Here is a 256-nt window from a genome sequence, read left to right on the forward strand (position 1 = left end):
AATATATGTGATTGTTGTGCAATCTTCATGAGATTTTGAGTATTACCACTTTCTACTGGTTGATTAAATATATATGTATTAATCAAAGCGGCGATGACTTGTCCAAGCATGGCCATTATAATACCTGCAACACACCAGAAAATCACGTATACCCATGGTTCTTTCTTCTGTTGTTCTAATCGAGTTGGATTTTTAATATTTGAGTTCATATACCATAATAATAAAACAGTAATGATAGCTGTTGTTGCCATCCAAG

General features: G+C 33.2%; 1 pseudogene. It reads right to left on the reverse strand.

Annotated elements, in window-relative coordinates:
• Positions 1-256: pseudogene (locus KA858_RS12605) on the reverse strand (intramembrane glutamic endopeptidase MroQ); the annotation flags it as partial.

The sequence above is a fragment of the Staphylococcus sp. GDX8P80P genome (genome assembly GCF_017893095.1).
Lineage (GTDB): Bacteria > Bacillota > Bacilli > Staphylococcales > Staphylococcaceae > Staphylococcus > Staphylococcus borealis.